This window comes from Clostridia bacterium, from assembly GCA_035561135.1.
Taxonomy (GTDB): domain Bacteria; phylum Acidobacteriota; class Terriglobia; order Terriglobales; family Acidobacteriaceae; genus DATMYA01.
The window spans coordinates 1-23,790 of sequence record DATMYA010000090.1 but is presented as its reverse complement, the minus strand read 5'-3'; the positions used below and the strand labels follow the sequence as shown (position 1 = coordinate 23,790).

The window sequence follows — 23,790 nt, the reverse complement described above, 5'->3', positions numbered from 1 at the left end:
GGGCAGCGCGAATGCCCTTCGCCATTACCTGGGTCTAGATTTCAGGAACTAAATTGGCCTTCTCGATATTGGCCAAATCGATCTCAATCCTGGCATCGACGAGCGCCTGTCCCTTCTTGCGCTTCTTGCCTGCGCTCAGGTCCAAGCTCAGACGGCCATTCTCAAAACTCTCCAGCCGGCCCTGGAAGTGACGGTCGCCACCCACCGCCTCAAATGTGGTCAACTTCACCAGGCTGCCCTTGAAGCGCTCGTAGTCCTTCGCCTTGATCAGCCTTCGGTCAAGTCCTGGCGAAGATATCTCCAGCGTATACGCCGCGCCGGGTATGGCGTCTTCCACGTCAAGAATGGTTCCGAACTCACGGCTAAACTGCGAGCAGTCTTCGTGAGTGACGCCCTCAGGCTTGTCGATAAACACACGCAACATCCGCGCAGGGCCACCGCCCTGCATCTCCAGATCGACAACCTCAAGGCCGCTCGACTCAGCAACCCGTTCGGCAATCCCTCGTACCTTTTCAATATCGAACGCCATTCTCTTGCTCTCGCCGCAGAAGGGGTTCCACGGAAACTGTGGACCTTATGCCCGTACTCTCCCCGTAAGGCCCAACGGTCAGCCTGTGTTGGCCAATCACCAGTTGAAGGGGAGCTAAATAAAAAGTGGGCTCTCGCCCACCGATGTGCTTCGCCAAACGGGGTACTTCGCCACAACTACCAGTTACGAATATACGCCCCCGTAATGCAAAAAACAACTGAACCGCAGGCCAGGCTATTAGATGCAAAAGCAGCTCGCACGGTTCCACGAGCAGAGATTTTGCCTGGACTACAGACTTGTACCACATCGAAGTGGCTTGGCCAGAAACGCATCAAACGTAAACTTAGGGCAGCATATTAAGCTGCCTTCCCACAAGCTTTGCCGGCGTGCCACATCGGTTTACCTGGATAACTGTCACAAGGCAGAGTCTGGTTCACGCAATCCGTGCAGCCCAGTGCGTGAGATCGGCAAGTCTGCGCGGCAGTGCTGGACCTGAGTTGCAACTGCTGCTGACCTTCCAGGCAGATCGCTACATGTACCTGTTCAATGATCGCGAGATTCGTCATTACCGCACTCCCGCCAACGAGCTTTGCGCAGCAGGCGCAGGTTGAGATGACCAATCCGTTGGGGCGGTGCTCATGCACGAATTCCTGACGGTTTCTCATCACGGCACGCTTACGCGAAACTTAACGCGAAATCTCTTCGGAGCGTAATGAATTGTGGATTAATCGGCAGCCTTTCTCACTTAACACCGACCTTACTCCGGAGCGATGCGTTTGCCTTTCCCCGCTCCGAATATCTACAATGATTTGTTACCCTCCTGGAAAACAAAAATATGATTCATTTCCCCGTGCCCGAGGCCCTCACGTTTGACGACGTGTTGCTGCTGCCCGCGAAGTCCGATGTCATCCCCGCAACCGTCAATACGCAAACGCAACTCACGCGGAACATCCGCCTGAACATTCCCATTATCAGCTCAGCGATGGATACCGTGACTGAGTCGCGAATGGCGATCGCTCTGGCGCAGCAGGGCGGACTGGGCGTCGTGCACCGCAATCTCACGATCGAGCAGCAAGCGGGCGAAATCGACAAGGTGAAGCGCTCCGAGAGCGGGATGATCGTCGATCCGATCACGATGTCGCCCGACGACAAGATCTCCGACGCGCTCGAAGTCATGCGGCGCTATCGCATCTCCGGCGTACCCATCACGAAGAACAAAAAACTTGTCGGCATTCTCACGAACCGGGACCTTCGATTCGAAACGCGCACCGACATTCCGATCAGCAAAGTGATGACCAAGGAAGATCTCGTCACGGTGCCGGTCGGCACGACGCTCGAGGATGCCGAAAAGATCCTGCACAAGCATCGCATCGAGAAGCTCCTGGTTGTAGACGATAAGTACACCCTCAAGGGCCTGATCACGGTCAAAGACATCCAGAAGAAGTTGAAGTATCCGAGTGCTGCGAAGGACGCGCAAGGACGCCTGCGCGTCGGTGGCGCAATCGGAGCCACGGGAGATTTTCTTGAGCGCGCGCAGGAACTGTTTCGCAACAAGGTCGATCTGCTCGCGATTGATAGCGCGCACGGCCACTCCACCCGCGTGCTGGATGCCATCCGCACCATCAAATCCAAGCTGCCGGATGTTGACCTGATTGCCGGCAACGTTGCTACCTACGATGGCGCTGCCGAGATGATTTCCGCCGGCGCAGATGCCGTGAAGGTTGGCATTGGGCCGGGCTCCATCTGCACGACGCGCGTTGTGACAGGCGCTGGCGTTCCGCAGATTACGGCCATCGCAGAAGCTGCACGCGCCGCGCGCGAAGCCAACATACCGGTTATCGCCGACGGCGGCATCAAGTACTCGGGCGACATGACCAAGGCGCTCGCCGCAGGAGCGAGTCTCGTCATGATCGGCTCGTTGCTGGCCGGCACTGAAGAGAGTCCCGGCGAAACGATCTTGTACCAGGGCCGCACATTCAAGGCCTACCGGGGCATGGGTTCACTCGCCGCCATGGCCGCTGGTTCCAGCGAGCGCTACTTCCAGAGCGTGGATAACGACAACGGAAACGATTTCAGCAATCGGATGACGGACAGCCTTGATGAAGGCAACCGTCTGGGCAAGCTTGTTCCGGAAGGCATCGAAGGACGCGTTCCGTACCGTGGCACGGTAGCGATGATGATCCACCAGATGGTGGGAGGGCTCCGCAGCGGCATGGGCTACGTTGGCTGCGGGAGCATCTGTGAGCTGCAAGAGAAGGCGCGCTTTATACGCATCAGCGGCGCAGGATTGCGCGAGAGCCACGTTCATGACGTGACGATCACGCGCGAAGCTCCGAACTATCGCATCGAATAGCTGATGCATTTCAGGGCAGGCATAGTTCCTCCCTCCGTCTACGTAGAGGTTTCTTTTTGTCCAAGCTCACGGCGCGTCTACTGCTCAACTACTGGCTCCCCGTGGCTCTCATGGTTGCGGTCATCGTTGTTGAGTCGACGGATTTTTTCTCCGCCAACGAGACGGGAGGCTTGCTGCGCCCTGTTCTGAACTGGATTTCCGTCACGTTGGCGGGACATGCTCTAAGCGAAGAAAGATTTCTGTTGATTCATGCCGTCCTGCGCAAACTCGGGCACTTTATCGGATACGCGTTGTTGTGCCTGGTCTCCTTCCGTGCGCTGCGAGGCACGGCACGGGCGGAACGATCGCTGCTAGCGTACGACTGGGAATGGTTTTGGAGTAAGAGGTGGGCATCTCTGGCCTTCGCGAGCACGGTAATTGTCGCTGCAAGTGATGAGTTCCATCAGGTGTTCCTGCCGTCACGGACGGGCACTTTCCACGACGTAGTGATCGACTGCGCCGGCGGCGCGATGGCGCTGCTCGTTACATACGCCGTCTCACGCGCGCAGCATGCGCGTTCCGCTCGATCTCTGATGAAGGTCTAAGCCGTGCTTCGAGGCGCTCGCCGCAAGCCATGCCGGCGCAGCACCTTCGGCGCGGCCAGCAGCATGACTGCGGCAACAACTGCCAGAACGGCAGAGACTTGAAACGGCAGCGCCGCACCGAACTCTTTCCACAACGCCCCGGTGATGACGCTGGCCAGCAGCGCCGCCACGCTTGTGACAAAGTAGAACATTCCAAAGGCGCGTCCCCGCGCTTCGCGTGGAACCGCATCCACAACCATCGCCTTTAAGACGGGCTGCGTCAGGGCATAGTACAACCCGTAGAACGCCATGGCGGCGTAGAGCACTGAAGACGACGGTGCCGCTGCAAACGTCCAATACACCCCCGCAAAGACGAGCAGTCCTGCGGATGCGGTGCCGTATCTCCATGCGGAGGGGCCCGCGTGCGCGCGCGCGGCGCGATCGGACAGCTTGCCCGACGGCCAGGAGGCGAGCGTGTAGGTGATGTTGAATACGAGTCCGAGTAGTGGCGCGTGGGAGGCAGGAACACCGATGCCCTGCGCACGCAAGACGAGAAACATGTCACTCGAGTTGCCGATGGAAAACAGTCCGATCGCAGCCAGCACGTAGTAGAACTCGCCGGGCAGGCGAACGGCTGGGCCGAAAATAGAGCCGAGGATGGACTTGTGCTCCGAAGGTGCGAACTTGTGTTGCGTCTCCCGCAGTCCTAGCGCCACGACAGCGATGCACAGAAGACCGGGAACGGCTGCCGCCCAGAAGACTGCGCGAACTCCGAAATGCGCGCCGAAGCTGGACGCCATAATGGCCATGGCCAGAAGCGGCCCAACAATCGCGCCCGCCGAATCCATAGCCTGCAACAGGCCGAACGCCGCGCCAACCTTATTGCTCTCCACGGACTCCGCAAGCATGACGTCGCGCGGCGCACCGCGCACTCCCTTAGCGAGTCGGTCGGCAAACCGTATGAACAACACTTGCCAAGCCGATGTCGCGAGCGCCAACAGAGGCTTCACAACATTAGCGACCACGTAGCCGCTGATAACCAGCGGCTTGCGTCGGCGCAATCGGTCCGTCCAGATGCCCGAGAATAGCTTTGCAAACGCAGCTACGCTCTCCGCTATGCCTTCAATTACGCCGAGCGTTGCCGGCCCGCCTCCGATGGTGCTCAGGAACGCAGGCAGCATCCAATAGGCCATCTCACTGGCCGTATCGTTCAGGAACGATGTAGCCCCAAAAACGTGTACGTTGCGCGGCTGCGTCGGGCTCTCGACTGTCTGCACCTCAGGCATCCAAGATTTGTACCACGGGAATTCACCCACAGACGTGACGGGCACTCGTCGGAATATCGAACCCAGTCCATCGGTTCCGGAGAGCCGACCTCGAGGCGTGACTTCCACTGGACGGTTGGCCGACGCTGGATGCAAAGATCTGGCTGAATGGTAAGAAGCGGCTTTGGCTTACAGGCTGCTGAAAAAGTAGATTCCTTCAAGAGGCGTTTTTCAGCCCTGTTTAGCCGCTGAGGGTCTAAATCGCGGCCGAAAACAAATGTTTACATAATAGAAAAGCGCACCGGGAACGCCGGTGCGCTTTTGATTTGGCGCAAAACTGATTGCGAAACTACTCCTTCGCTTCTCCGCCCTCAGCAGCCTGCTGTCCTTGTGCTTCTTCCATAGCCTTGCGGTTTTCTTCCGCACGCTTGGCACGCACTTCGGCGCGCTTTTCGCGCTTTTCGTCCAGCACCTTTTCGCTGCCGAGCAGTTCGATAAACGCCTTTTCGCCGCCGTCACCCTTGCGGAACCCGGTGAGCACGATGCGCGTATAGCCGCCCTGCCGTTCGCTGAAACGCGGCGAAACGGTGTTGAACAGCTTATCAACGGCGTCGCGGGTCATCAGATAGCCGGCCGCCAATCGCCGAGCCGCCACGTCGCCGCGCTTGCCCAGCGTGACCATTTTTTCCACGTGAGGCCGCATCGCCTTGGCCTTCGTGACCGTGGTCTCGATCCGCTCTTCCAGAATGAGAGAGGTCACCAGGTTGCGCAACAGCGCGCGCCGGTGCTCCGTGTTACGTCCCAGTTTCCATCCTGCTACACGATGACGCATGACTCAGTTCCTTGGTATCGCCCAGCTTCGGGTACCCAGCCTCGGGTGTCGGAAGCCTGCTGAATTCTGTTCCCGCTCAGCCATTGGCTGTCGGAACCCTGCTGACGCGCTGAACGCGCCTGCCGGGACATTAAAAAGTCGGGTTCCCGTCGCCTGAATTAACCGGCGAAGAAGGCGAACTGGTTGCTGCAGCCGACTGATTCATCGGAACTGCATTACCCTGCTCGTCAATCTTCATGCCAAGGCCAAGTCCCATCGAGGACAGGATTTCCTTAATCTCGTTGAGCGATTTGCGGCCGAAGTTTTTCGTCTTCAGCATTTCGGCTTCGCTCTTCTGCACAAGTTCGCCAATGGTCTGAATATTGGCGTTCTTCAGGCAGTTGTAGCTGCGTACCGAAAGCTCCAGCTCTTCGACAGAGCGGTTGAGATTCTCGTTGCGAATCTCCGGCTTGCGCTCTTCCGCGCTGGCGGAGGTCTCAACTTCCTCTTCGAAGTTGATGAAGATGTTCATGTGATCTTTCAGCAGCTTCGCCGCCAGGCCAATCGCATCGGCCGGCGAGACGCTGCCGTTCGTCCAGACTTCCAGAGACAGCTTGTCGTAATCGGTTATCTGGCCAAGACGCGCGGCTTCCACCGCGTAATTCACCTTGCGGACGGGCGAGTGCACAGAGTCAATCGGGATAAACCCGAGACCCAGATCCTCGTCGAAATTCTTGTCCGCCGAAACGTAGCCGCGCCCCTTCTTCAGGCGCATCTCCATTTCGAGACGGCCGCCTTCACTCACGGTGGCGATGTAAACGTCCTTATCGAGTACTTCGACGTCAGCATCGGTCTCGATCATACTTGAGGTAACAACACCGGGCTGGTCCGCGCGAAGATAGATTGCCTTCGGAGCATCGCCGTTCAATTTGAACGGCACCTGCTTCAGGTTAAGGATGATGTCGGTCGCATCCTCGACAACACCGGGGAGCGACTGAAACTCATGAAGCACGCCTTCGATTTTGACGGCAGTGACTGCAGCGCCCTCGATCGACGAGAGCAGCACACGGCGTAGAGCATTGCCGATCGTAGTACCAAAACCGCGCTCAAACGGCTGCGCCCAGAAGTGACCGTACTTGTCGGTCAGCGACTCGCTGTCGAATGCCAGGCGCTTCGGTTTCTGAAATCCCTTCCAGAGCATCTTGTCTCCTTCTTCTCCGGCCGTGTGGCGCGGCTTGGGTGCGTGGCCCGCCGGCTGATCTGGTCCGAAAGTAAGGTGCGTGGCACGGTGACGAAGCACCTGTGCTGCGCAGTTTCTTGTGAAGCGCGGAACGTGCCGCGCAAAGCAAAGCGAAATGGACAACTTACTGAACGGGGCCCGCTCGTGTCGCTCAGAGTAGCGCTTCGGCTGGCCGCGAAGGCCAGCCATTGCACTACTTGCTGTACAGTTCGACGATTAGCTGTTCGTTGACCGGGAGATTAACATCCTCTCGCTTCGGCAGAGCCAGCACGCGACCACGGTAGTCGTCGCGGCTAACCTCCAGCCAGCCCGGAGCAGGCTGATGACTTGCGAAATCCTTCGCCATCTCCAGAACGACGAGCTTTCGGCTCTTTTCACGAACGGCGATTTCGTCGCCGACATGAACCTGGAACGATGGAATATTGACCTTGCGGCCGTTGACCGAGATGTGCCCGTGGCGCACTAACTGGCGCGACTGGCGGCGGGCAACGGCAAAGCCCAGTCGGTATACAACGTTATCCAGGCGGCGCTCCAACTGCTGGAGCAGCACTTCACCGGTAACGCCCTTGGCGGTCGCTGCCTTCTCAAAGTAATTGCGGAACTGGCCTTCTTGTGTGAAGTAGATGCGCTTCGCTTTCTGTTTTTCGCGAAGCTGCAGACCGTACCCGACGATTTTCGCCTTGCGGTCTTTTCCGTGCTGACCGGGCGCAAAGTTGCGCTTCTCGATCGGGCACTTATCGGTGAAGCACTTTGGGCCTTTAAGGAATAGCTTCATTCCGTCGCGGCGGCAAAGTCGGCAGACTGCCTCTCTGTAACGTGCCAAGGTTTCTCCTTATACCTGATTTCGGTGTACGAGCCGCCGAATGCGCGTTCTGCATTGCGAGCGTCCCGCGAGCGGTTTACAGAGGCTTGGCGCCCCGTTCTTCCCGCTCTAAACGATTTGTAATTGCAATGTGTAATTCGTAATTTCAAAGCACTGCGTACTGGGCAGCGGTTTTCAATTCGCCGAATTACATGTTGCCAAATCACTCATCAAACGCGGCGCTTCTTCGGCGGGCGGCAGCCATTGTGCGGAACCGGCGTGCTGTCCTTGATTGAGCGCACTTCCAGACCGGCTGCGGCCAACGCGCGAATCGCCGACTCTCGGCCTGAACCCGGACCGCTGACGCGCACGTCGACGCTACGCATACCGTGATCGCGCGCCATGTTGGCGGCGTTCATTGCGGCCTGCTGCGCTGCGAACGGTGTGCCCTTACGCGAACCGCGGAAGCCGAGCGAACCCGAACTTTTCCACGAGACCACGTTGCCATTGGCATCGGCAATCGTCACCAGCGTGTTATTGAAGGACGCGCTAACCGACACGATCCCGTGGGGGATATGCTTGCGCTCCTTGCGTTTGAACTTCTTGGTCTTGCCCTTCTTGTCCGACGCGCCAGCGCCGGCGGAACCCGCTGCTTTAGCCATACGTTATGTCTTCGCCGCTGTCTTCTTCTTGTTAGCTACGGTGCCCTTACGCGGACCCTTACGAGTACGCGCATTGGTGTGTGTGCGCTGACCGCGAACCGGCAGACTGCGACGGTGACGGTAGCCGCGATAAGACCCGATTTCGATCAGCCGCTTGATGTGCATCGAGGTGTCCTTACGCAGGTCACCTTCGACATTGCCCTGGTTCTCAATTACCTGGCGGATGCGGTTGACTTCTTCTTCACTCAGGTCCTGAATCTTCTTCAGAGCATCGACGTCCGCTGCCGCCAGGATCTTCACCGCGCGTGGCTGGCCGATACCGTAAATGTAGGTCAGCGCGATTCGTGCCTGCTTGTTGCGCGGCAGATCGACGCCTGCAATACGTGCCATGTGGTTCTACTCCTCAGAGTTCCGCTACACGCAACACACGCCCGAGGTGACCCCGAACGCGCGGAGTGTGCGCGTTACAGGGCTATTAACCCTGGCGCTGCTTGTGCTTTGAGTTCTCGCAAATCACCCGCACCACACCGTGGCGGCGGATCACTTTGCACTTGTCGCAAATCTTCTTAACCGAAGCCCGTACCTTCATAAGACAATTCTCAGTTCGCAGAAGTCAGCTCTCAGCCTTCGCCGGGAACTGCGTGGCCGCGCTTGGTAGCGCCGCCGGAAACATACCGGACAGGCCGGTTACTTATAGCGGTACACGATCCTTCCGCGCGTCAAGTCGTAGGGCGAAAGCTCCACCGCAACCCTGTCGCCCGGGAGAATGCGGATAAAATTTTTGCGCATCTTGCCGGACACATGAGCCAGGACCTTGTGCTTATTCTCCAGCTCAACCTTGAACATCGCGTTCGGCAACGGTTCGATTACCACTGCCATAACTTCAATCGCGTCTTCCTTGCTCATGCAATCCTTTTGACCTGATTTGCGCAATTCGCCGCGCTACAGCTTCGAACACGCTCGGGGCCCAGAACCTCTACCCCGGGAACGCCATGACTCAAGCATCCCTTGATCAACAAATCTCTCCATCCTCTAGTCCGTCAGGATGAGCGGACCGTCCTTCGTTACCGCCACGCAGTGTTCGAAGTGTGCGCTTGGGCGCCCGTCTTCTGTTACTGCCGTCCACTTATCTTCCAGCACCCGCACGCCCGGACCGCCGGCATTCACCATCGGCTCGATCGCCAGCACCATACCTTCTCGCAACTTTGCTCCATGGCCCGGAGTTCCATAGTTCGGAACCTGAGGATCCTCGTGCAGCCTGGTGCCAATGCCATGCCCAACAAACTCGCGCACAACGCTAAAGCCGTTGGCCTCAACTACTTTCTGCACAGCGGCCCCGACATCGCCCAGCGTATTGCCGACCCGCACAGCCTCGATGCCGCGATAAAGCGATTTCTCGGTCACGTCCAGCAGATTACGCAGCTCCGAGGAAATTTCTTCGCCTACCGGCACGGTGATCGCCGAGTCGCCGTAGTAGCCGTCCAGCACCACGCCACAGTCGATCGAAACGATGTCGCCAGCCTTCAAGACCCGGCGCTCGGAGGGGATGCCGTGCACAACCTCCTGATTCACCGAAGTGCAGAGAACGCAAGGGTAATCGTAATATCCCTTGAACGCGGGCTTCGCCCCGAGCTCTCGAATCTTTTTTTCCGCCGCGCGCTCCAGATCCATGGTGCTGACCCCGGGCGCGACTAGCACTTTCACTGTTTCCAGTACCTGGCGAACGATGTGCCCACTGCGGCGCATCTTTTCAATCTCGCCAGATGACTTACAGACTATGGCCATGCTCTATTGCCTTCAGCGCTTCCTTCGTTACAATTTCGACCGACTGGTCGCCATCTACCTCAATCAGCCGTTTACGCTTGCGGTAGTACTCCGCAACTGGAAGCGTCTGTGATTCGTACTCTTTCAGTCGCCCAGAAATCACGTCTTCGCAATCGTCGTGACGCGTGACGAGCTTGGAGCCGTCGACATCACAGATGTCGGCGACACGTGGAGGCTGAAGATGAACGTTGTAGATCCGTCCGCAGGCGGGACAAGAACGACGTCCGGTAAGCCGTTGCAATAGCGAATTATACTCGACTTTGATTTGAATCACAATCGGTGGCATCGCACGTGCGTGCTCTTTGTCAAAGACCTTGCCTTCGAGCTCGGCATCAAGCCATTCCGCTTGCGGCACCGTCCGAGGAAACCCGTCCAGAATAAAGCCCCTGGCGCAATCTGCGTGTGTCAGCCGCTCGGAGACCATCGCGCAAACGAGGCTGTCGGGCACCAACTCCCCTCGCGCCATGATTTCTTTGGCCTCGCGGCCAAGTGCCGTTGACTGCGCTACGTTCGCTCGCAGGATGTCGCCGGTTGAGATTTGCGGAATCCCGTAAACTGCCGCGATGTTCTTGGCCTGCGTACCTTTGCCCGCTCCGGGCGCTCCAAACAAAATCACTGGCCCGACGTTCTTACCTGAATCCTTGCTGATGTTCGTATCCGCCAACGTCATGGCTTCCAATTCCATGGCCCGACCTCCGAAACCGCGGCTCTCGACGGCTTAAGCCTCGCCCAGCCGTCAGCGTGATGACGCTACTTGCGGAAGCGTCACCACTACCACGTTCTACGACCGCGAATGCGTCCACTGCGTGGAGTGAAACCCTCGTAATGGCGCATGATGAGCTGCGACTCCACTTGGTTGACCGTATCCATTGCCACGCCGACTACGATCAGCAGAGAGGTTCCGCCGAAATAAAAGTTTACTCCTAAGCCATTTGTAACCCACGTTGGGAGCCGCTCGAAGAATCCACCAACGAGCCACAGATGGTTCAACCGAAGGCCGGCAATCATCCATTCCGGAATCAACGAAATAACGATCAGGTAACATGCACCGACCAGGGTGATGCGTGTGAGGATGTCGTTGATGTGATCGCTTGTACGCTTACCCGGACGGATACCCGGAATGAACCCACCGTACTTCCGCATATTATCCGCCACCTCGGTCGGGTTGAACACGATCGAGACGTAGAAGTATGCGAAGAAAACGATCCCGAGGCAATACAGGAGCGTATACAGAGGCTCGCCCCAATTCAGGGACTCGAGCATGCGATCGATCGCAGGGCTCTTGCCCTTAAGGAAAAAGCCCATCGTTTGCGGCAACGTGAGCACAGAACTCGCGAAGATGACTGGCATGACACCGCCAGAGTTGACACGCAGCGGCAGGTGGGTGCTCTGTCCGCCCATGACCTTGCGGCCAACGACGCGCTTCGCGTACTGCACTGGGATTCTCCGCTCGCTTCGCTCCACGAACACAATGAAGGCTACGACGGCGATCATCACTGCCAGAAGGATCAGCAGCGCAGGCAGCGTGAATGCGCCCCAGGCGCTGGTTGCAGCTTTGTCGTACAGATCGACCACTGCATGCGGCAGGCCGACAACGATGCCCGCAAAAATCAGCAGCGACATACCATTACCGATGCCGCGCTCCGTGATCTGCTCGCCCAGCCACATGATGAATGCCGAACCGGTGGTCAGCGTCAGCATCGTCATCAGCACGAACCCTAAGCCCGGGTTGGTGACGAATGGGACGCCGCCGCTCATAGTCTGGCGCTCCAGCGTCATGGCGATACCAAACGATTGCATCGCGGCCAGCAGCACGGTCAGGTAGCGCGTCCACTGCGTGATCTTCTTGCGCCCGAGTTCACCTTCTTTTTGCAAGCGCTTTAGCGGTTCGTATACCACTGTCAGCAATTGCAGAATGATAGACGCGGTAATGTAGGGCATGATGCCCAGAGCGAAGATCGTCAAACGGCGAAGCTGGCCGCCGCTGAACAAGTCCACGAAACCGAGGAATGTACCGCGGTTCTGTTCAAAGAACTGCTGTAGCAGGTCGGCGTTGATGCCTGGCGTGGGAATGTGTCCGCCGAGGCGGTAAACCGCCAACATACCGAGCGTGAACAGTATCCGCTTGCGCAGGTCTGGGATTCGGAAGATGTTCGCAAGCTTTTCGAACATAGGGCCTCTGTCTGCCGACCGCTTCGCGGCCGACTTTCTGGTGCCTACCTTTTATCACGGCAGGCGACCTGCGGGGTGCCCGGTGAACGCCTGAGGCGCTCACCCATTCACACGACGAGCGCGCTAGCGGTTCGTCGTGGGGGCGTCAGGCAATAACTTCCGCCTTGCCACCAGCCTTCTCAATCTTTTCTTTTGCCGTCTCAGAGAACTTGTGCGCGTGAACGGTCAAGGCAGTCGTCAACTCGCCAACTCCAAGAACCTTCACCAAAGCCTTCCTGGATTTCAGGATGCCAGCCTTCTTCAGCACCTCGGGCGTGACCGTCGTCTCTCCCAGTTCCATCAGCCGGCTGAGGTTTACGACCGTGTACTCTACCTTGAAAATATTAGTGAATCCGCGCTTCGGCAAGCGGCGGTGCAGCGGCATCTGGCCGCCTTCAAAACCGCGCATCATGCGCGAACCGCTACGTGAGCGTTGGCCTTTGTGGCCGCGCGTCGACGTCTTGCCCATGCCGGAACCCATACCGCGGCCGACTCGTTTGCGCTTCTCCGACGAACCCTTCGGTGCACGAACATTCGATAAATTCATTGCTCTCGTATCCTTGCCGCTGCGACTCCATCGCCGCGCGGTGCCCGCGCTGCGAGCGCGAGTTGCGAAAACGCCGGCAATCGCCAGCGCGCAGTTACTTCGTCGCCGGTGGCGGCCCCAAAATCTCTACCATGTGAGGGACCTTCGCGACCATGCCGCGAATGGAGAGCGTATCTTCACGCTCAATCACCTGGTTGAGCCGGGTGAAGCCCAAGCCCTTGATGACTTTTCTTTGGGTGACCGGCGCACAGATTGCCGAGCGAATCCATTTGAGCTGGATCATCGCTCCGGCTGGCGCCTGAACCTTATCCGTCTTATTCCGTTTGCGGGCCATTCTTAGAGCTCCTCAACAGCTTTGCCGCGCGATGTCGCCATTTCCTGGCGATCGCGCAGTTTCTTCAACGCGTCGAAGGTCGCCTTCACCACGTTGTGCGGGTTCGTGGTGCCGATCGACTTCGTCAGCACGTTTTGAATGCCGACCGAGGTCATCACCGCGCGGACTGCACCGCCGGCGATTACGCCCGTTCCTTCCGGAGCCGGCTTCAACAGCACCATGCCCGAACCGAAACGGCCAAGGACCATGTGCGGGATGCTGGTCTGCGTCAGGTTGACCTTCACCAGGTTCTTCTTTGCCGCTTCGATGCCCTTGCGGATCGCCTGCGGAACTTCCTTCGCCTTGCCGGAGCCGTAGCCCACAACGGCGGAACCCGGGTCGCCCACCACAACCAGTGCCGCGAAGGACATGTTCTTGCCGCCCTTGACGACCTTGGTGACGCGGTTGATGTTGACCACCTGGTCTTTCAGTTGGTAATTCCCGGCGTCAAGCTTTCTTTTCGATATTGCCATTACCGTCAATTCTCCCGCGCTACGTGCCAAACGTCAGCGCCTCGAAAACTCTGCCCCATGCGGGGTCCCAGCAAGCGCCCCATCTGCGCCTGCCCGGCTACCTAGAACTTCAACCCTGCTGCACGCGCTGCTTCGGCCAAGGCCTTCACGCGCCCGTGGTACAGATAACCACCGCGATCGAAGACCACCTGCACGATGTTCTTGGTCTTCGCGCGCTCGGCGATCACCGTGCCAACCTGCTTCGCCGAAGCGACATTGCCACCGGCCACATGCTTCTTGCCATCGATCTTGCCGGCTTCGAGCGAGCTCGCGGCCGCAAGCGTCACGCCCTTGGCATCGTCGATCAACTGCGCGTAGATATGGTTCACCGAACGGTACACGTTCAACCGCGGACGCTCCGCCGTGCCTAACACCTTTTTGCGGATACGGCTGTGAACCGCCTGCCGCGTCTGGTTCTTTGCCTTTTTACCGATCATTGCGTTCTTCTTTTCTCCGGGGGTTCTGAACCCGGCAGATGGGGGCGGTTGTCGCGCCCGAGCCATCCGGTGAAATCAAATCCTTGCTCGTCGAAGTTCCCTGTGTAGCTTGTCAAGCTTCAAACGGCCTTGAGAGACAAATGCTTCGCTCTCCAAAGACCCTTCGACTCGCTTCGCTCGCTCAGGGTAGTTCGCTGCCGGACTCATACGCCCGGCAAAACGCGAACTACTTCGCGCCCGTCTTGCCGACCTTCTTCTTCAGCCGCTCGCCGAAGTAACGTACGCCCTTGTTCTTGTATGGGTCCGGCGGACGCAGTGAACGCATTTCGGCTGCAACCTGCCCAACCTTCTGCCGGTCGATGCCGGTGATGGTCAGGCGCGTCAGCTTGGGATCGATCGCGACATCCACGCCCGTGGGCAGTGGATATTCAATCGGGTGCGAGAAACCGAGCGTGAACACTACAATACCTTTGCCCTTCATTTCGGCGCGGTAGCCGATGCCGACGATTTCCAGTTCTCTCGTCCAGCCCGTCGTGACCCCCTGCACTGCATTGGCAACGAGTGCACGAACCAGACCATGAACAGCGGCCTTGGAGTCGTCTTCCCGCTTCACCAGGAGGTGACCATCCTGCTGCTCAAGCGTAACGCCGCCGGGCATATGATTGCTGACCGTGCCCTTGGGGCCCTTCACGGTGACAACGTTGTTCTCTACCGTGAACGTCACTCCCTTGGGGAGGACTATCGGTTTTTTGCCAATTCTTGACATTGCTGTTATCTCTCTCCGCCTCGGCGCTTTGCCGAGGGCTTCCGGCCAGCGTCCGTTGCCGGGCACCGACTCGTCTGGCTTACCGGAGTGCGGCGTGGCCGCACGCCGCGGTTAGTAAACTTCGCAGAGGATCTCGCCGCCAACGCCTTCTTTGCGCGCCTGGCGTCCAGTCATCACGCCCTTCGGCGTGGTCAGGATGTTGATTCCGAGTCCGCCCAGGACACGAGGAATCTCATCTTTGCCAACATATACGCGGCAACCGGGGCGCGAGATGCGCTGCACGTTCGAAATCGTCGCCTGGTTATCGTTGCTGTACTTCAAATAGACACGGATGACCTTCTTGCCTTCTTCTTCCGTGGGTTTGAAGTTGCTGATAAAACCTTCTTCTTTCAGAATGCGGGCGATCTCCAGCTTCAACTTGGAAGCGGGTACATCCACCTTTTGGTGCCGCGCCTTAATGGCGTTGCGAATCCGTGAAAGGAAATCCGCGACCGGATCGGTCAAACTCATCTTTTGCTTCTCCTGATCATCATCGCCCGTTCTCTTTCCCGCGCCGTACTGGCGGAGCGCGATTGGGTCAGCCTCCCTTTTCAGGACTCCTGCTCCGGCTTGGCCGTGGGCTGGAGTTCAGCCTTCCCGTGAAAGAACCTGCGGCGACGTACTAGCGTCAGCCTAAGCTGACCGGCCCCCTCGGCCGATGTTAGCCAATTCCCCGGCCGTTCCCAGTGGCGCCCTGTACACGTTGTCTCGTGCCGGGCTGGAACGGACCGGGCCTAGGTCACTTACCAGGACGACTTGGAAACGCCTGGAATCTCACCGCGCAGTGCAAGCCCACGGAAGCAGAGACGGCATATGCCGAACTTACGCAGGTATGCGCGCGGACGCCCGCACAGCTTGCAGCGATTGTGCTGCCTCGTCGAGAATTTTGGTTTCCGATTCGCCTTGGCGACATGCGATGTTCTGGCCATTGTTTCCTTTTCACTCACGCGCTCATGCGCGCTTAGTCAAACTTGAAAAATCCTGTTCTGTTCGGCCTCGTTACGCCTGGCGGAACGGCATACCCAGATGCCGCAACAGCGCCCGCGCGTGGTCGTCGCTGCCGGCCGTCGTCACGATCGTGACGTTCATGCCCTTCAGCTTGTCGACCTTCGAGTAGTCGATTTCAGGGAAGATCAACTGATCGTGCAGACCAAGCGTATAGTTGCCGCGACCATCGAACGATTTCGTCGAGACGCCGCGGAAATCGCGAACGCGGGGCAGCGCCACGTTGAGCAGCCGGTCCAGGAACTCGTACATACGATCGCCGCGCAGAGTGACCATCGCACCGATCGGCTGTCCTTCGCGCACCTTGAACTGCGCAATGGACTTCTTCGCCTTCGTCACGATCGGCTTCTGACCCGTGATCTGCTGCAGCTCGGCAACGGCGGGATCGAGAACCTTCGAGTTCTGCGTCGCTTCGCCGACGCCCATGTTGACCACAACCTTCTCCACGCGCGGCACTGCCATGGGGTTTGGAAGGCTCAGCTCCTTCATCAACGCCGGAAGCACTTCCTTGGTATAACGATCATGCAGACGCGCGGACGCCTTGTTGTTCAGCCTCGGACGCGACGGCTTCGATGGTTCGGCGGCCGCTTCTACCTGTGCTTCCGCTTTGCCTTTGCCCTTGGGCTTGCCTTCGCCCTTTTTCTGCTGCTGGTCTTTCGGTTCTTTTGCCATTTCCTCTGCTTCGCCTTCTCCTACGGTTTCCGGTTCGTCGATGACTTACGGGTTCGTAGGGTCGTCAATTGCGACGGGCCAGGCCCGGCGCGAACTATTTCTCTTTGTCGAGGGTCGTGCCGCACTTCTTGCAAGTGCGCACGTTGTGCTCACCGCGGGTCTCGTGTCCGACGCGAACTGGTCCGCACTGTCCGCAAACCAGCATCACGTTCGAGATCGAGACCGGGCTCTCCTGCTCGGCGATGCCACCCTTGATCTGCTTCTGCGGGTTCGGACGCACGTTTTTCTTCACGATCATGACGTGCTCGACCAGCACCTTATTCTTGGCCGGGAACACGCGCAGAACGCGGCCTTCCTTGCCCTTGTCGCGGCCGGCAATCACCTTGACGGTGTCGTTACGGCGGATATCCACTCTGCTATGCATTGCTATCCTCTTTGTACCTTCTGTCGCCCGCCCTACGGGACACGGCAGCGCAAGGCGCCACCGCTCGTCTCAGTAGTCCCTTACAGGACTTCCGGTGCGAGCGAAACTATCTTCAAGAAGCGCTTCTCACGCAATTCGCGAGCAACCGGACCGAACACGCGGGTACCTACAGGCTCGCCTGCATCGTTGATCAGCACGGCCGCATTCTGATCGAAGCGGATGTAGGTGCCGTCCTTACGCCGGTGCTCCTTGCGCGTGCGCACGATCACGCACTTTACTACCGTACCCTTTTTGGCCGTGCCATCCGGGGACGCTTCCTTCACGGCCGCCGTAATCACGTCGCCAAGGCCGGCGCTCAGGCCGGTCGAGCCGCCCAGCGGCAGAATCATCTGCAGCCTGCGCGCGCCGCTGTTGTCGGCCACCTCGAGAATCGATCTCATCATCACTGCCATAACTATTCTCCTCGGGAAACCCGCCGCCATTCAGGCGATCGGTCCGGCTGCCAGCGCCCATGCCATCACAACCGTGCATGACGACTGACTACTGCGTCGTCCTTAGCTGGCCTGCTCGGGCGCCTCAGTCTTCGCTTCGCCTACCAGCGCCGTCTTCTTGACAATCTCCTTGAGACGCCACCGCTTCAGGCGCGACAACGGACGGGTCTCTTCGATCTTCACGAAGTCACCAACGTGCGCCGTATTGTTCTCGTCGTGAGCATAGAATTTCTTGGAACGGGAAACTACGCGGCGGTACAGCGGATGCGCTCTCTGCCGAGTTACTTCCACGACGATGGTCTTGGCCATCTTGGCGGAAACAACCTTCCCGATCAAGCTCTTGCGGCCGGAGCCGGTCTCAGTTTTCGTTGTCTCGGGCATGGTTACTTCTTCTCCGTTCCGGTCTTGGCGGCAAGCTCTTTTTCACGCTGGATCGTCTTCATTCTGGCGACGTCCTTGCGCAGGCCGCGCATCTTCTTCAGGCTCTCGGTCTGGCCCATCTTCATCTGGAACTTGAGCTTGAAGAGTTGGTCATTGAGTTCGCGCTCCTGTTGCTGGAGTTCGATCTCGGTCAAATTGCGGATCTTTTCCGTTTTCATTGTTGCTTCTCTCAGTCGCTACCCGGGACCTGATCCCCGCTGCGTGCCGTAGCACGCCCGTCGATCCCGCCGCGTATCAGCGCGGGGTGCAGCAAATTAGTGAGCCGATTCGCGCATGACAAACTTCGTCCGCAGCGGCAGTTTGTGCGATGCCAGGCGCATTGCCTCCTGCGCATCAGAGGGCGAGACGCCTTCCATCTCGAACAGGATCTTGCCCGGCCTTACGACCGCAACCCAGTGGTCTGGAGCACCTTTGCCCTTGCCCATACGGGTTTCAGCCGGCTTCTTCGTAACCGGTTTATCGGGGAACAAGCGAACCCAGACTTTGCCGCCGCGCTTCACAAAGCGCGTCATCGCAACACGGCTCGCTTCGATCTGACGATCCGTGACCCAGCCCGGCTCCAGCACCTTGAGTCCGAAATCGCCGAAAGACAGCTCGGAGCCGCGCCATGCCTTGCCCGCCATACGGCCGCGCTGCTGCTTGCGGTACTTAACTTTCTTTGGCATCAACATAAGTAGTTACCAGTCACCAGTTGTCCGTTATCAGTCGCCTAGCTGCAAGGCGGTTGTTACCCTTTGCTCGGGTCAGTTGCGCCAACTGGGAACTGGCAACTGGCCGAAGGCAACTTGTCCTAGAAAGCCGTCGCCGCCTGTGGCTCGCGCTTCTTTGCCGCCGGCAGGATCTCGCCTTTGTAAACCCAGCACTTCACGCCGATAATGCCGTACGTGGTCCTCGCCTCGGCGAAGCCGTAATCGATGTCGGCGCGCAGCGTGTGCAACGGCAAGCGTCCCTGCAGATACCATTCAGAGCGCGCGATTTCGTTCCCGTTTAAACGGCCGCTCACGCGAACCTTGATGCCCTTACAACCGAAACGCAGCGCCGAATCAACAGACTTGCGCATCGCGCGGCGGAAGCCTACACGCTTTTCCAACTGGAGCGCGATAGCCTCCGACACAAGTTGCGCATCCAATTCCGGCTTGTGCACTTCCTGGATGTCTACGTAAACCTCGCGGTTCGTCCGCTTCTGTAGTTCCAGTTTCAACTTATCGATCTCCGCACCTTTGCGGCCGATGATGATGCCGGGGCGCGCGGTGCGAATGATGATCCGCAGCTTGTTGCCGGGACGCTCGATGTCGATTGAGCTGACACCAGCCGACTTCAGCTTGTCCTTCAGCTCGTTCTTCAGCTTCACGTCTTCCAGCAGCAGCTTGTCGTAGTCACGCTCAATGAACCAGCGCGACCTCCACGGCTTGGTATAGCCGAGGCGGAATCCGTAAGGATGAACCTTCTGTCCCATAGTGCTCTTCTCTCCGCGGCCAAGCGTTCCAGCTGCCGCTTGAAATCTGTGCCTGCATCACCCTCGCGGGCGCGCTCGCAAGGACGTCAGCCGGGCCGTTCCCGGCACAACGTCACTTCTTCTTAGAAGTCTTCTTTGCCGAAGCCTTTTTCGCGGGTGCCTTCTTTTTCGCAAGAGGGGCCTTACGGGCCGGCTTCTTAGCAACTGTCTGAGTCCCCGCGCCGGCCGCAACCGCCGCCGCCGAACGCGTCTTCTCTTCCAGCGCAATCTCCATATGCGTCATGCGCCGCTGGTAGCGGAAAGCACGGCCCATTGGCGCCGGACGGATGCGCTTCATGCGCGGACCTTCGTTCGCCACCGCGCGTTTCACAAAGAGCCGATCGACATCGACATCGACGCCCTTCTCCTGGCTCAGGTAGTTGGCGTTCTCCAAAGCCGAACGCAGCAGCTTGGCAACCGTCGGGGCGACACGCTTCTTGGTGAAGTCCAGCGTGTTGAGCGCATCCTCCACCCGGCGTCCCTTGATCAGATCCAGCACCAGGCGCGCCTTCTGCGGCGAGACTCGCATGTACCTGGCTTGAGCTGTGAATTCCATTTCCGTTTTCCTTTTCGCTTACCGTGTCCCCGCGCCACTCGGCTATGGGGTGATCATCGGGCTAGTTACTTCGCCGGTCTGGCCGACGTCTCCGCAGCAGCTTTCACCGAGTGCCCCTTGAAGGTGCGGGTGAAGCTAAACTCGCCGAGTTTGTGGCCGACCATGTTTTCCGTCACGTACACCGGGATGAACTTCTTCCCGTTGTGAACGGCCAGCGTGTGCCCAACCATCTCGGGAATGATCGTCGAACGGCGCGACCACGTGCGCAGCACCTTCTTCTCGTTGCGCGCGTTCATTGCCTCGATCTTCACCGCCAGGTGCGAATCTATGAACGGACCTTTTTTTGTCGAACGTGCCATGCGCTAAACCTCTACTTTTTCCTGCGGCTCACGATGAAGTCGTCGGTCCGCTTGTTGTTACGAGTCTTGTAGCCACGCGTTGGCTGGCCCCACGGCGTAACCGGATGACGGCCACCGCTCGTTTTGCCTTCACCACCGCCGTGCGGATGGTCAACAGGGTTCATCACAACGCCACGGTTTACCGGACGACGGCCCAGCCAGCGGGTACGCCCCGCCTTGCCGATGCTCACGTTTTCGTGGTCCACGTTGCCGACCTGGCCAACCGTCGCCATGCAGTCGACAAGCACTTTGCGCGTCTCGCCCGAAGGCAGCTTGAGCAGAGCGTAGTCGCCTTCTTTGGCTACCAGTTGTGCCTGCGCACCCGCAGAGCGCGCCATCTGCGCGCCTTTGCCCGGCTTCAGTTCTATGTTGTGTACCACCGTGCCGGAAGGGATGTTGCGCAGCTTCAGCGCATTTCCCACCAGGATGTCGGCTTCAGGGCCGCTGATCAGCTTGGCGCCAACCACCAGTCCTACCGGCGCCACGATGTAGCGCTTTTCGCCATCAGCGTAGTTCAGCAGCGCGATGCGAGCCGAACGGTTCGGGTCATACTCGATCGAGGCGACAGTCGCAGGAATGCCGAACTTGTCGCGCTTGAAATCGATGATGCGCAGCTTGCGCTTATGTCCGCCGCCGCGATGCCAGATCGTCGTGTCGCCGCTGTTGCGGCGGCCGCCCGTGCGCTTCTTCGGCTCGGTCAGAGCCTTGTGCGGGCGGTTCGTCGTCAGATCGTCGTTGACGAGCGTTGTTTTGAAACGCAGCGTCGGAGTGATCGGTCTGTATGTCTTGATCGCCATTTTGCTCTTCTCTTCTACCCGGACAGATATTTCGTTTCGCTTTGTCCTGTCCGGCGGCTAAACTTCTTCTGCCAAGGCTCTCGTCAAGCGCGACGTGCGCGCTCTCCGCTTCGCTTACAGGTTCTGCGCGTATTCGGGCATCTTCTCGCCCGCTTTCAGCCGCACATATGCCTTCTTCCAATCAGGACGGTACCCGGCGAACTTGCCGCGGCGCCGCTCCTTGCCCTGGAAGTTCGCAGTACGAACTTCATCGACCTTCACTTTAAAAATCGACTGTACCGCCTGCTTGATCTCAGTCTTCGTGGCATCGGCTGCCACTTCGAAGACCAGCGTCGCTTCGGTTTCCTTCACGCCCAGACCCTTTTCGGTGATGACTGGGCGGCGGACAATCTGATAAGACGATTTCATTACGCCACCTCCGCCTTCCTCGCCCGCTTGGGTGCAGAGGCCTTCAGCGTGCCCTGCAGCTTTTCAAGAGCCGCGAGGGTGAAGATCACGCGGTCGTACCGGAGCAGGTGGTACGGATGGACTTCCGGGCCGTACAGCATTTCGACGCCCTTCAGGTTCCGTGCGCTCTTTTCTAGCTTGTCGTTCATGGCGCTGCCGACTTCCACCAGCAGAGCAGTCTTTTCGACCTTCAGAACGTCAAGCACCTTGCGCATCTGCTTGGTCTTTACTTCGCCGAGCTCGAAGGCATCGACGATCGTGAGTTTGCCGTCGGCCAACTTTGCCGCGAGCGCAGAGCGCAATGCACCCAGGAGCTTCTTCCGCGGGAAAGCATAGTCATACGAGCGCGGCTGAGGTCCGTGAACCGTACCGCCATGGCGCCACAGAGGCGAGCGGATCGAGCCCACGCGGGCACGTCCGGTACCCTTCTGCTTCCACAGCTTCTTGCCCGCACCGGAGACTAACTTGCGATTCTTCGTGGCGTGCGTGCCGGCACGCATTCCGGCGCGGTAGTGTTTAACCGCTTCCCAAAGCAGGTCTTCGTTGACGCCGCCGAAAACCTCTTCGGCAAGCTCCACCGTACCTACCTTTGCGCCGGCCAGATTCATTACATCGATCGTTGCCATAGGACTTTTCTCTCTGCACCCGCAATAATGTTCTGCGGGTTGTGGTGGCACAGCCACTCGGCTGCGCCGCTCGTTATTTCTTCTTCGCAGCCTGGCGCTTGGAAGCCTTCAACGGATTAACCGTGCCGGAGCCCGCGAATCCGCGGCGCTCTCTCGGCGGCTTCTTTGCCTTAGTAATAACGACGTAGCCACCCTTCGGTCCGGGTACTGCGCCTTCCACTACCAGCAGGTTTTCATCGCGATCAATGCCAAGGATGCGCAGGTTGCGCACCGTAACATTCACATCGCCCATGTGACCCGACATGCGCATGCCCTTGAAGACACGCGACGGGTAAGACGATGCACCGATCGAACCCTGCACCTGGAACATGTGGCCGTGCGATCCAGGACCGCCACCGAAGTTGTGGCGCTTCACAACGCCCGCGAATCCGCGGCCCTTGCTGGTGCCGACAACATCGACAAACGTCTCACCATCGAAAACGTCCACCAGAACCTTGTCGCCGACCTTCGTCCCGTCGACTCCATCCTCGGTGCCGACTGACTGGCCCGCGCCATCTACGACCAAGCCCATTTCCTTCATGAACTTTACCGGCGGCAGGCTGTTCTTCTCGAAGTGGCCGCGCATCGGCTTTGTCAGCCGCGAATCCTTCACAAACTCGACGAGTCCGATCTGGGCGGCGGCGTATCCATCACGGGTTGCCGTCTTGAGCTGCGTAACAACGCAGGGACCAGCTTGCAGCACGGTGACCGGACGAACTTCGCCGCTGTCATCGAACAACTGCGTCATCCCGACTTTCTTTCCTAAAATTCCGTTGACCATTTTTCACTTCCCTCATCATGCCTCGCCATAGGGCGATTCGGCACTGTAGGCTTTGAGCCTTTGAGCTAACTGGTTGCCATGTCGCGAAACGCGAATTGCAACTTAAACCGCTCGTGGCTATTTATGTTCCTTGCCGTAGGCCTTAATTTCCACGTCAACGCCGGCGGGCAGATCGAGTTTCATCAGCGCATCCACTGTCTGCTGCGTCGGGTCCAGAATGTCGAGCAGACGCTTGTGGGTGCGGATCTCAAACTGTTCGCGCGACTTCTTGTCCACGTGGGGCGAACGCAACACGCAATACTTGTTCTTCACCGTCGGCAGCGGAATGGGTCCCGCGATCTGCGCGCCGGTGCGGCGTGCCGTCTCAACAATCTCGCCCGTGGACTGGTCCAGAACGCGGTAGTCATAAGCCTTCAGGCGGATCCGAATTCGTTCTTTGCCAATCACGATGTTCTTCTCTCAAAGAGCTGGCGGCTCAACTTGGCCGCGATTTGGATTTAGTAGAGGCGCTGGCCTTCCGGTCAGCGCCAGGAATTTCCGAACTACTGAATAATTTCGGAGATCGTGCCGGCGCCGACCGTGCGTCCGCCTTCGCGGATAGCAAAGCGCAAGCCCTTCTCCATCGCAACCGGCGTAATCAACTCCACCGTCAGCGCAACGTTGTCCCCGGGCATCACCATCTCG

General features: G+C 58.6%; 37 protein-coding genes. 3 read left to right on the top strand and 34 right to left on the bottom strand.

Features of this window, described 5'->3' with window-relative positions:
- Window positions 1-34: 34 nt before the first annotated feature.
- Window positions 35-529 (bottom strand): ribosome maturation factor RimP, encoded by a 495-nt coding sequence (gene rimP, locus VN622_17955; GenBank protein ID HWR37751.1) that lies wholly within the window; start codon window positions 527-529, stop codon window positions 35-37.
- A 458-nt stretch (window positions 530-987) separates the two neighbouring features.
- Here rimP and VN622_17950 point away from each other — a divergent pair, with 458 nt between their 5' ends.
- From VN622_17950 to VN622_17940, 3 genes are all read left to right on the top strand, one after another.
- Entirely contained in the window at window positions 988-1,140 is a 153-nt protein-coding gene (locus tag VN622_17950; GenBank protein HWR37750.1) for a hypothetical protein, read from the top strand.
- 224 nt (window positions 1,141-1,364) lie between these two features.
- Window positions 1,365-2,882: an IMP dehydrogenase gene (guaB, locus tag VN622_17945; GenBank protein HWR37749.1), complete on the top strand. Its 1,518-nt coding sequence runs from the start codon at window positions 1,365-1,367 to the stop codon at window positions 2,880-2,882.
- A gap of 56 nt (window positions 2,883-2,938) precedes the next feature.
- The gene (locus VN622_17940; GenBank protein HWR37748.1) at window positions 2,939-3,466 is read left to right on the top strand and encodes a VanZ family protein; all 528 of its coding nucleotides are present in this window, start codon (window positions 2,939-2,941) and stop codon (window positions 3,464-3,466) included.
- Here VN622_17940 and VN622_17935 read toward each other — a convergent pair.
- The 33 genes from VN622_17935 to tuf form a co-directional block, all read right to left on the bottom strand.
- A complete protein-coding gene (locus VN622_17935) occupies window positions 3,463-4,722 on the bottom strand; it encodes an MFS transporter (protein ID HWR37747.1) in 1,260 nt (419 codons plus the stop codon). The genes VN622_17940 and VN622_17935 overlap by 4 nt on opposite strands.
- A gap of 337 nt (window positions 4,723-5,059) precedes the next feature.
- Window positions 5,060-5,542, bottom strand: coding sequence for a 50S ribosomal protein L17 (gene rplQ / locus VN622_17930; GenBank protein HWR37746.1), 483 nt, complete (start codon window positions 5,540-5,542; stop codon window positions 5,060-5,062).
- A 130-nt stretch (window positions 5,543-5,672) separates the two neighbouring features.
- Complete coding sequence (locus tag VN622_17925) at window positions 5,673-6,722, bottom strand: DNA-directed RNA polymerase subunit alpha (protein ID HWR37745.1); 1,050 nt, start codon at window positions 6,720-6,722, stop codon at window positions 5,673-5,675.
- 232 nt (window positions 6,723-6,954) lie between these two features.
- On the bottom strand, window positions 6,955-7,584 hold the full coding sequence (rpsD, locus tag VN622_17920; GenBank protein HWR37744.1) for a 30S ribosomal protein S4: 630 nt from the start codon (window positions 7,582-7,584) through the stop codon (window positions 6,955-6,957).
- Between the two features lie 209 nt (window positions 7,585-7,793).
- A complete protein-coding gene (rpsK, locus tag VN622_17915; GenBank protein HWR37743.1) occupies window positions 7,794-8,225 on the bottom strand; it encodes a 30S ribosomal protein S11 in 432 nt (143 codons plus the stop codon).
- Window positions 8,226-8,228: 3 nt separating this feature from the next.
- Window positions 8,229-8,615: a 30S ribosomal protein S13 gene (rpsM, locus tag VN622_17910; protein HWR37742.1), complete on the bottom strand. Its 387-nt coding sequence runs from the start codon at window positions 8,613-8,615 to the stop codon at window positions 8,229-8,231.
- An 85-nt stretch (window positions 8,616-8,700) separates the two neighbouring features.
- Complete coding sequence (gene rpmJ, locus VN622_17905; protein ID HWR37741.1) at window positions 8,701-8,814, bottom strand: 50S ribosomal protein L36; 114 nt, start codon at window positions 8,812-8,814, stop codon at window positions 8,701-8,703.
- 98 nt (window positions 8,815-8,912) lie between these two features.
- Window positions 8,913-9,131 carry a translation initiation factor IF-1 gene (gene infA, locus VN622_17900; GenBank protein ID HWR37740.1) on the bottom strand — a complete coding sequence of 73 codons (219 nt, stop codon included), beginning with the start codon at window positions 9,129-9,131 and terminating at the stop codon, window positions 8,913-8,915.
- Between the two features lie 126 nt (window positions 9,132-9,257).
- Window positions 9,258-10,010 (bottom strand): type I methionyl aminopeptidase, encoded by a 753-nt coding sequence (gene map, locus VN622_17895; GenBank protein ID HWR37739.1) that lies wholly within the window; start codon window positions 10,008-10,010, stop codon window positions 9,258-9,260.
- Window positions 9,994-10,734, bottom strand: coding sequence for an adenylate kinase (locus VN622_17890; protein ID HWR37738.1), 741 nt, complete (start codon window positions 10,732-10,734; stop codon window positions 9,994-9,996). Before VN622_17890 ends, map begins: the two co-directional genes overlap by 17 nt.
- Before the next feature lie 86 nt (window positions 10,735-10,820).
- Entirely contained in the window at window positions 10,821-12,221 is a 1,401-nt protein-coding gene (gene secY / locus VN622_17885; GenBank protein ID HWR37737.1) for a preprotein translocase subunit SecY, read from the bottom strand.
- A gap of 145 nt (window positions 12,222-12,366) precedes the next feature.
- Window positions 12,367-12,807 carry a 50S ribosomal protein L15 gene (gene rplO, locus VN622_17880; GenBank protein ID HWR37736.1) on the bottom strand — a complete coding sequence of 147 codons (441 nt, stop codon included), beginning with the start codon at window positions 12,805-12,807 and terminating at the stop codon, window positions 12,367-12,369.
- A gap of 94 nt (window positions 12,808-12,901) precedes the next feature.
- The gene (rpmD, locus tag VN622_17875) at window positions 12,902-13,141 is read right to left on the bottom strand and encodes a 50S ribosomal protein L30 (protein ID HWR37735.1); all 240 of its coding nucleotides are present in this window, start codon (window positions 13,139-13,141) and stop codon (window positions 12,902-12,904) included.
- A 2-nt stretch (window positions 13,142-13,143) separates the two neighbouring features.
- The gene (rpsE, locus tag VN622_17870) at window positions 13,144-13,653 is read right to left on the bottom strand and encodes a 30S ribosomal protein S5 (protein ID HWR37734.1); all 510 of its coding nucleotides are present in this window, start codon (window positions 13,651-13,653) and stop codon (window positions 13,144-13,146) included.
- Window positions 13,654-13,754: 101 nt separating this feature from the next.
- Complete coding sequence (gene rplR, locus VN622_17865; GenBank protein HWR37733.1) at window positions 13,755-14,129, bottom strand: 50S ribosomal protein L18; 375 nt, start codon at window positions 14,127-14,129, stop codon at window positions 13,755-13,757.
- Between the two features lie 226 nt (window positions 14,130-14,355).
- The gene (gene rplF / locus VN622_17860; protein ID HWR37732.1) at window positions 14,356-14,895 is read right to left on the bottom strand and encodes a 50S ribosomal protein L6; all 540 of its coding nucleotides are present in this window, start codon (window positions 14,893-14,895) and stop codon (window positions 14,356-14,358) included.
- A gap of 111 nt (window positions 14,896-15,006) precedes the next feature.
- On the bottom strand, window positions 15,007-15,405 hold the full coding sequence (gene rpsH, locus VN622_17855) for a 30S ribosomal protein S8 (GenBank protein HWR37731.1): 399 nt from the start codon (window positions 15,403-15,405) through the stop codon (window positions 15,007-15,009).
- Window positions 15,406-15,677: 272 nt separating this feature from the next.
- Complete coding sequence (locus tag VN622_17850) at window positions 15,678-15,863, bottom strand: type Z 30S ribosomal protein S14 (protein HWR37730.1); 186 nt, start codon at window positions 15,861-15,863, stop codon at window positions 15,678-15,680.
- Window positions 15,864-15,933: 70 nt separating this feature from the next.
- Window positions 15,934-16,611, bottom strand: a complete 678-nt coding sequence (gene rplE, locus VN622_17845; protein ID HWR37729.1) for a 50S ribosomal protein L5 — start codon at window positions 16,609-16,611, stop codon at window positions 15,934-15,936.
- Between the two features lie 94 nt (window positions 16,612-16,705).
- On the bottom strand, window positions 16,706-17,035 hold the full coding sequence (gene rplX, locus VN622_17840; GenBank protein HWR37728.1) for a 50S ribosomal protein L24: 330 nt from the start codon (window positions 17,033-17,035) through the stop codon (window positions 16,706-16,708).
- Window positions 17,036-17,115: 80 nt separating this feature from the next.
- Window positions 17,116-17,487, bottom strand: a complete 372-nt coding sequence (gene rplN, locus VN622_17835) for a 50S ribosomal protein L14 (protein ID HWR37727.1) — start codon at window positions 17,485-17,487, stop codon at window positions 17,116-17,118.
- A gap of 102 nt (window positions 17,488-17,589) precedes the next feature.
- A complete protein-coding gene (gene rpsQ, locus VN622_17830; protein ID HWR37726.1) occupies window positions 17,590-17,907 on the bottom strand; it encodes a 30S ribosomal protein S17 in 318 nt (105 codons plus the stop codon).
- 2 nt (window positions 17,908-17,909) lie between these two features.
- Complete coding sequence (gene rpmC, locus VN622_17825; GenBank protein ID HWR37725.1) at window positions 17,910-18,125, bottom strand: 50S ribosomal protein L29; 216 nt, start codon at window positions 18,123-18,125, stop codon at window positions 17,910-17,912.
- 96 nt (window positions 18,126-18,221) lie between these two features.
- Window positions 18,222-18,638: a 50S ribosomal protein L16 gene (gene rplP / locus VN622_17820; protein ID HWR37724.1), complete on the bottom strand. Its 417-nt coding sequence runs from the start codon at window positions 18,636-18,638 to the stop codon at window positions 18,222-18,224.
- Window positions 18,639-18,757: 119 nt separating this feature from the next.
- Window positions 18,758-19,423: a 30S ribosomal protein S3 gene (gene rpsC / locus VN622_17815; protein HWR37723.1), complete on the bottom strand. Its 666-nt coding sequence runs from the start codon at window positions 19,421-19,423 to the stop codon at window positions 18,758-18,760.
- Between the two features lie 112 nt (window positions 19,424-19,535).
- Window positions 19,536-20,018 (bottom strand): 50S ribosomal protein L22, encoded by a 483-nt coding sequence (rplV, locus tag VN622_17810; protein HWR37722.1) that lies wholly within the window; start codon window positions 20,016-20,018, stop codon window positions 19,536-19,538.
- Window positions 20,019-20,083: 65 nt separating this feature from the next.
- A complete protein-coding gene (gene rpsS / locus VN622_17805) occupies window positions 20,084-20,377 on the bottom strand; it encodes a 30S ribosomal protein S19 (GenBank protein ID HWR37721.1) in 294 nt (97 codons plus the stop codon).
- Between the two features lie 11 nt (window positions 20,378-20,388).
- Window positions 20,389-21,213, bottom strand: a complete 825-nt coding sequence (gene rplB, locus VN622_17800; protein HWR37720.1) for a 50S ribosomal protein L2 — start codon at window positions 21,211-21,213, stop codon at window positions 20,389-20,391.
- 114 nt (window positions 21,214-21,327) lie between these two features.
- Window positions 21,328-21,621, bottom strand: coding sequence for a 50S ribosomal protein L23 (locus tag VN622_17795; GenBank protein HWR37719.1), 294 nt, complete (start codon window positions 21,619-21,621; stop codon window positions 21,328-21,330).
- A complete protein-coding gene (gene rplD, locus VN622_17790; GenBank protein ID HWR37718.1) occupies window positions 21,621-22,286 on the bottom strand; it encodes a 50S ribosomal protein L4 in 666 nt (221 codons plus the stop codon). The genes VN622_17795 and rplD overlap by 1 nt, the downstream gene beginning before the upstream one ends.
- 73 nt (window positions 22,287-22,359) lie before the next feature.
- Window positions 22,360-23,106, bottom strand: coding sequence for a 50S ribosomal protein L3 (rplC, locus tag VN622_17785; GenBank protein ID HWR37717.1), 747 nt, complete (start codon window positions 23,104-23,106; stop codon window positions 22,360-22,362).
- A gap of 117 nt (window positions 23,107-23,223) precedes the next feature.
- Window positions 23,224-23,550, bottom strand: coding sequence for a 30S ribosomal protein S10 (gene rpsJ / locus VN622_17780; protein HWR37716.1), 327 nt, complete (start codon window positions 23,548-23,550; stop codon window positions 23,224-23,226).
- Window positions 23,551-23,648: 98 nt separating this feature from the next.
- On the bottom strand, window positions 23,649-23,790 hold a 142-nt coding region (tuf, locus tag VN622_17775), incomplete at its 5' end, for an elongation factor Tu (GenBank protein HWR37715.1).

Coding starts and splice junctions, on each gene's coding strand:
- rplR (HWR37733.1), bottom strand. CDS start 14,129: ATGATCGGTAAAAAGGCAAAGAACCAGACGCGGCAGGCGGTTCACAGC.
- rplN (HWR37727.1), bottom strand. CDS start 17,487: ATGGCAGTGATGATGAGATCGATTCTCGAGGTGGCCGACAACAGCGGC.
- rimP (HWR37751.1), bottom strand. CDS start 529: ATGGCGTTCGATATTGAAAAGGTACGAGGGATTGCCGAACGGGTTGCT.
- rplP (HWR37724.1), bottom strand. CDS start 18,638: ATGTTGATGCCAAAGAAAGTTAAGTACCGCAAGCAGCAGCGCGGCCGT.
- secY (HWR37737.1), bottom strand. CDS start 12,221: ATGTTCGAAAAGCTTGCGAACATCTTCCGAATCCCAGACCTGCGCAAG.
- VN622_17795 (HWR37719.1), bottom strand. CDS start 21,621: ATGAAATCGTCTTATCAGATTGTCCGCCGCCCAGTCATCACCGAAAAG.
- VN622_17925 (HWR37745.1), bottom strand. CDS start 6,722: ATGCTCTGGAAGGGATTTCAGAAACCGAAGCGCCTGGCATTCGACAGC.
- rplD (HWR37718.1), bottom strand. CDS start 22,286: ATGGCAACGATCGATGTAATGAATCTGGCCGGCGCAAAGGTAGGTACG.
- rplC (HWR37717.1), bottom strand. CDS start 23,106: ATGGTCAACGGAATTTTAGGAAAGAAAGTCGGGATGACGCAGTTGTTC.
- rpsE (HWR37734.1), bottom strand. CDS start 13,653: ATGGCAATATCGAAAAGAAAGCTTGACGCCGGGAATTACCAACTGAAA.
- VN622_17850 (HWR37730.1), bottom strand. CDS start 15,863: ATGGCCAGAACATCGCATGTCGCCAAGGCGAATCGGAAACCAAAATTC.
- map (HWR37739.1), bottom strand. CDS start 10,010: ATGGCCATAGTCTGTAAGTCATCTGGCGAGATTGAAAAGATGCGCCGC.
- rplV (HWR37722.1), bottom strand. CDS start 20,018: ATGGAATTCACAGCTCAAGCCAGGTACATGCGAGTCTCGCCGCAGAAG.
- rpmJ (HWR37741.1), bottom strand. CDS start 8,814: ATGAAGGTACGGGCTTCGGTTAAGAAGATTTGCGACAAGTGCAAAGTG.
- guaB (HWR37749.1), top strand. CDS start 1,365: ATGATTCATTTCCCCGTGCCCGAGGCCCTCACGTTTGACGACGTGTTG.
- rpmC (HWR37725.1), bottom strand. CDS start 18,125: ATGAAAACGGAAAAGATCCGCAATTTGACCGAGATCGAACTCCAGCAA.
- rpsQ (HWR37726.1), bottom strand. CDS start 17,907: ATGCCCGAGACAACGAAAACTGAGACCGGCTCCGGCCGCAAGAGCTTG.
- rplB (HWR37720.1), bottom strand. CDS start 21,213: ATGGCGATCAAGACATACAGACCGATCACTCCGACGCTGCGTTTCAAA.
- rplE (HWR37729.1), bottom strand. CDS start 16,611: ATGGCAAAAGAACCGAAAGACCAGCAGCAGAAAAAGGGCGAAGGCAAG.
- rplQ (HWR37746.1), bottom strand. CDS start 5,542: ATGCGTCATCGTGTAGCAGGATGGAAACTGGGACGTAACACGGAGCAC.
- rplO (HWR37736.1), bottom strand. CDS start 12,807: ATGAATTTATCGAATGTTCGTGCACCGAAGGGTTCGTCGGAGAAGCGC.
- VN622_17890 (HWR37738.1), bottom strand. CDS start 10,734: ATGGAATTGGAAGCCATGACGTTGGCGGATACGAACATCAGCAAGGAT.
- rpsC (HWR37723.1), bottom strand. CDS start 19,423: ATGGGACAGAAGGTTCATCCTTACGGATTCCGCCTCGGCTATACCAAG.
- rpmD (HWR37735.1), bottom strand. CDS start 13,141: ATGGCCCGCAAACGGAATAAGACGGATAAGGTTCAGGCGCCAGCCGGA.
- rpsK (HWR37743.1), bottom strand. CDS start 8,225: ATGGCTAAAGCAGCGGGTTCCGCCGGCGCTGGCGCGTCGGACAAGAAG.
- rpsM (HWR37742.1), bottom strand. CDS start 8,615: ATGGCACGTATTGCAGGCGTCGATCTGCCGCGCAACAAGCAGGCACGA.
- rpsS (HWR37721.1), bottom strand. CDS start 20,377: ATGGCACGTTCGACAAAAAAAGGTCCGTTCATAGATTCGCACCTGGCG.
- rplX (HWR37728.1), bottom strand. CDS start 17,035: ATGCATAGCAGAGTGGATATCCGCCGTAACGACACCGTCAAGGTGATT.
- rplF (HWR37732.1), bottom strand. CDS start 14,895: ATGTCAAGAATTGGCAAAAAACCGATAGTCCTCCCCAAGGGAGTGACG.
- infA (HWR37740.1), bottom strand. CDS start 9,131: ATGAGCAAGGAAGACGCGATTGAAGTTATGGCAGTGGTAATCGAACCG.
- rpsH (HWR37731.1), bottom strand. CDS start 15,405: ATGAGTTTGACCGATCCGGTCGCGGATTTCCTTTCACGGATTCGCAAC.